The organism is Cellulomonas septica (assembly GCF_012396155.1).
GTDB lineage: Bacteria > Actinomycetota > Actinomycetes > Actinomycetales > Cellulomonadaceae > Cellulomonas > Cellulomonas septica.
This window is the reverse complement of the sequence record NZ_JAAXOY010000271.1, coordinates 1-4,562: the sequence shown is the minus strand read 5'-3', so window position 1 is coordinate 4,562 and position 4,562 is coordinate 1. Positions and strand designations below refer to the sequence as shown.

Here is a 4,562-nt window from a genome sequence, read left to right as displayed (position 1 = left end):
AGCGCCACCGCGGTCGCGACGACGCGGTCCACGGACAGCCCGGCGGCGGCACCACGGCCGCGCGGGGCGGCGGGCTCGGCGGTGCGCCAGAGGAGGGCCATGCTGCGGGCCGGGTCGCCGGTCCCGGTGTGCTCCGTCATGACCTCATCCTCCCTGCCGGGAACAGGTGGAGACGTCCGTGCGTTCTTGTCGTACGCTGTACGATAAGCGCTCCCGTCCGAGGAGGTCCACCCATGCCCACGTCCACCGGCTCACCGACCACCCGCGCGGCCGGCACCGCGACCGCGGCGACCGCCCCACCCGCCGTCCGCATCCGCGGGCTCACGCGCCGCTACGGCGACACGACCGTGCTCGACGGCCTCGACCTCGACGTCGAGCACGGCACCGTCCACGCCCTGCTCGGCCCCAACGGCGCGGGCAAGACGACCACCGTCCGGATCGTCTCCACGCTGCTCGACCCGCACGGCGGCACCGCGCACGTCGCCGGCTACGACGTCGTCCGCGACGCCGCGCAGGCGCGCCGCCGGCTCGGGCTCGTCGGTCAGCACGCCGCCGTCGACGAGATCCTCGGCGGGCGCGACAACCTCGTGATGTTCGGCCGCCTCTCGCACCTCGGGACGCGCGACGCCCGGCGCCGCGCCGACGAGCTGCTCGACCGGTTCGACCTCGCCGACGCCGCCGACCGGCCCGTCGGCACCTACTCCGGCGGCATGCGTCGACGGCTCGACCTGGCCGCCGGCCTCGTGCTCGACCCCCAGGTGCTGCTCCTCGACGAGCCGACGACCGGCCTCGACCCGGGCGGGCGGCGCGAGGTGTGGCAGGCCGTGCGCGAGCTCGTCGCCGGCGGGACCGCGGTGCTGCTCACCACGCAGTACCTCGAGGAGGTCGACCAGCTCGCGTCGCAGGTGAGCGTGCTCGCGCACGGCCGGCTCGTCGCCCGCGGGACGCCCGACGAGCTCAAGGCGTCCATCGGTCAGGACCGGCTCGACGTCGTCGTCCGCGCCGAGGCCGACCTGCCGGCCGCGCGGGCGGCCCTCGACGCCGTCGGCACCGACGTCGAGACGGACGTCGCCACCCGACGGGTCACCGCCACGGTCGTCGACCGGGTCGCGGCGCTCACGCACGTCGTCCGCACGCTCGACGACGCACGCGTCCCCGTCGACGACGTCGCCCTGCGGCGCCCGACCCTCGACGAGGCGTTCCTGCACCTCACCGGGGCTCCTGCCGACGCCCCGGCCGACCCCGGCGCCCGGGCCGCCACCGACTCCCCCGCCGCCGCGACCGCCGAGGAGGCCTCCCGATGACCACGACCACCACCCCGGCCCGCACCGCCCCGCCCGTCCCGTCGGGCGGCCCGTCGTGGGCGCTCCGCGACGCCTGGACCGTGACCCTGCGCGACCTCGGCCACTGGCGGCGCCAGCCGTGGGACCTGCTGATCGGCCTCGCGTTCCCGCTGCTCCTGCTGCTGATGTTCGGCTACCTGCTCGGCGGCGCGATCGACGTCCCGGGCGGCTACATCGAGTTCCTCTTCCCCGGCATGCTGGCCGTCACCATGGCCTTCGGGCTCGAGTCGACCATGACGGCCGTCGCGACCGACGTGCAGCGCGGCGTGACCGACCGGTTCCGGTCCCTGCCGATGTCCCGGGCCGCGGTGCTGCTCGGCCGCGCGATCGCCGACATGCTCTCGTCGGTCGTCGGGCTGCTCGCCCTGCTCCTCGGCGGGCTGGCCGTCGGGTGGCGGTGGCACGAAGGGCTCGGCAACGCGCTCGTCGCGCTCGGCCTGCTGCTCCTGCTGCGGTTCGCGTTCCTGTGGCTCGGCATCTGGCTCGGGCTGCTGTTCCGCGGGCAGGGCGGCGTCACCGCGGTGCAGATCCTCGTGTGGCCGTTCGCGTTCCTGTCGAACGCGTTCGTGCCGATCTCGACGATGCCCGGATGGCTCGAGGCGCTGTCCGCGTGGAACCCGATCACCGCGACGATCGCCGCGACGCGCGACCTGTTCGGCAACCCCACGGTCGCGAGCACGGGCTGGGCGTCGGAGCACGCGCTGCTGCTCGCGGTCGTCTGGCCCGTCGTGCTCGTGGCCGTGTTCGGCGTGCTGTCCGTGCGCCGCTGGACGCGTCTGGGGCGCTGACGGGGCGGTGGTGACCGGGTGGTGCGTCGGGCGCGCGCGGCGCACCACCCCGGTCGCCCGCGGCCGGGACCGCTGCGGCCGTTCCCGCGGGGACACGCCTGTGGAGGACCGGACTGCCCGCCTCCGGACCGCCGTATCCTCCACGGCATGCGTCTCCTGCTCACCGGTTCCAACGGCTTCCTGGGGACGCGGATCGTCGCCGACGCGCACGCGCGCGGCTGGGACGTCGTCGGCGTCGGGCGGTCGTCGACCGCGACCAACGACGTCGACACCTACGTCCGGCACGACCTCTCCCACCCGCTGCCCGACGACGCCGTGCCCGGCCGCGTCGACGCGGTCGTGCACTGCGCCGCGCTCGCGTCCCCGTGGGCACCCCCGCGCGCGTTCGTCGCGGCGAACGTCGACGCGACCCGACACGTCGCGCGGTGGGCGGCCGACCACGGGGCGCCGCCGCTCGTGCACGTCTCCTCGTCGTCCGTGCTCTACCGCGACGAGGACCAGCACGACCTCACCGAGGACAGCCCCGTCCCGCCCGACGACGAGCTGCTCAACGCCTACGCGCGCACCAAGCGGATCTCCGAGCGCGTCGTCGCCGGGTACCCCGGCCCGCACGTCGTCGTGCGACCGCGCGCCGTCTTCGGCGTCGGCGACACCGTCCTCCTGCCCCGGATCCTGCGGCTCGCGCAGGGCGGGCTGCTGCCCGTGCTCGAGCGCCGCGACGGGCCGCCCGTGCGCACCGACCTCACCGACGTCCACACCGCCGCGCACTACGTGAACGAGGCCGTGGAGCGCGGCGCCACCGGGCTGTACCACCTCACGAACGCCGAGCCCGTCGACCTCTACCCGTTCCTGCTCGGGATCCTCGCGCGGCTCGGTGCGCGCCCGCGGACCGTGCGCGTCCCGCCGTCGGTCGTCCGGGGGCTCGCGGGCGCCGGGGAGCAGGTGTCGGCCACGCTGCTCGGCTGGCGCGAGCCGCCGATCACGCGCTTCGGGGTGTCCGTGCTCTCGCGGTCCAAGACGTTCGACATGACGCGGACGCTGCGCGACCTCGGCGCCCCCGCGGTGTCGCTCGACGAGAGCGTCGACCGGCTCGTACGCGCGCATGGGTGAGGCTGCGCTCGTCGTCGCGGCCCTCCTCGTGGTGGTCACCGCCGTCCGCGGGAGCCTCGCCGCCGCCGCGATCGCGGCGCCCGCCCGTGCCGCGTCCCCGCAGGACCTCACCGACGTCACCGTCCTCGTCGCGGTCCGCTCCGGCGACCCGCTGCTGCCCGACGTCCTCGCGTCCTCCGTCCGGACCCTCGCGCCCGCACACGTCCTGCTGCTGGTCGACGACGACGACCCGGCCGGACGCGCCGCCGCGACAGCCGCCGCCTCGCGGACCACGGCCCGGGAGACCGTCGACGAGGTTCGCGGCGTGCGAGGCGAGGGCGCGCCACGCCCGCACGTCGACGTCGTGGTGTGCCCGCCGCCCGAGCCCGGCGTCAACCCCAAGATCCACAAGCTCGCGCTGGCCGACGTGCACAGCGGCACGGTCGTCCTGCTCGACGACGACACCGTCCTCCCCGCCGGGGGGCTCGCAGGGCTCGTCGGGGCGCTCGCCGGCGCCGACCTCGCGACCGGCGTCCCCGTCTACCGCGAGCAGGGCGGGCTCTGGTCGCGGCTGCTCGCGGCGTTCGTCAACGGCTCGGCGCTCGTCACCTACCTGCCGCTCGCGCGCGTCGGGCCTCCCGTCAGCATCAACGGCATGGTGGTGGCGCTCCGGCGCGACCGGCTGGAGGCGGTCGGCGGGTTCGCCGCGCTCGCGACCGCCACGTGCGACGACTACGCGCTCGCCCGGCTGTTCCGCGCCCACGGCCTGCGGATCGTCCAGACCGCCCAGCCCGCGCTCGTCGCGACGACCGTCCCGACCGCGGCCGCGTACCTGCGGATCGTCCGGCGCTGGCTCCTGTTCGCCGGCGAGGTCGTCCGCCGTGACCTCTCGGCGCGTCTCCTGCTGCTGGTCCTCGTCCCGACCGCCCTCCCGCTCGCGACGGTCGCGCTCGCCCTCGCCTCCCGCTCGCTCGTCGCCGTCGGTGCTGCGGTCGCAGCCCTCGCCGTCTCCGCGCTCGTCACCCGCGCGCTGCGCCGACGAGTGACCGCCGCCATGCCACCTGACGCGGTCTCGGCCGACCACACGGCGTCGCGGATCCAGGCTGCCCCGGCGAGCCACGCAGCGTCACCGGCCCACCCTGCTCCGGCGATCCACGCAGCGTCGCCGGCCCACCCTGCCCCGGCGAACCACCCAGCGTCACCGACCCACCCTGCGCCCGCGATCCACGCAGCGTCGCCGCCGGTCCACGCAGGCGTGGGGGCGGGGTGGCGGGGCGTGATGCTCGAGCCGGTCGCCGCCGTGCTCGCCCCGGTGCAGGCCGTCGAGATCGGAAGAGCGTCG

Annotated in this window: 4 protein-coding genes; all 4 read left to right on the top strand. The window is 76.2% G+C overall.

From position 1 onward, the window contains the following. Positions 1-233 precede the first annotated feature (233 nt). The gene (locus tag HGA02_RS11285; RefSeq protein WP_210728456.1) at positions 234-1,304 is read left to right on the top strand and encodes an ATP-binding cassette domain-containing protein; all 1,071 of its coding nucleotides are present in this window, start codon (positions 234-236) and stop codon (positions 1,302-1,304) included. After that, the gene (locus HGA02_RS11280) at positions 1,301-2,131 is read left to right on the top strand and encodes an ABC transporter permease (RefSeq protein WP_168679092.1); all 831 of its coding nucleotides are present in this window, start codon (positions 1,301-1,303) and stop codon (positions 2,129-2,131) included. Before HGA02_RS11285 ends, HGA02_RS11280 begins: the two co-directional genes overlap by 4 nt. Positions 2,132-2,278: 147 nt before the next feature. After that, positions 2,279-3,241 (top strand): NAD-dependent epimerase/dehydratase family protein, encoded by a 963-nt coding sequence (locus HGA02_RS11275; protein WP_168679091.1) that lies wholly within the window; start codon positions 2,279-2,281, stop codon positions 3,239-3,241. Next, positions 3,234-4,562, top strand: a 1,329-nt coding sequence (locus HGA02_RS11270; RefSeq protein ID WP_168679090.1) for a glycosyltransferase, incomplete at its 3' end; no start/stop codon positions are given. The genes HGA02_RS11275 and HGA02_RS11270, both read left to right, overlap by 8 nt.

Bases quoted from the DNA above. Each gene is read 5' to 3' on its own strand.
- HGA02_RS11280 (WP_168679092.1), top strand. From the start codon at position 1,301: ATGACCACGACCACCACCCCGGCCCGCACCGCCCCGCCCGTCCCGTCG.
- HGA02_RS11285 (WP_210728456.1), top strand. From the start codon at position 234: ATGCCCACGTCCACCGGCTCACCGACCACCCGCGCGGCCGGCACCGCG.
- HGA02_RS11275 (WP_168679091.1), top strand. From the start codon at position 2,279: ATGCGTCTCCTGCTCACCGGTTCCAACGGCTTCCTGGGGACGCGGATC.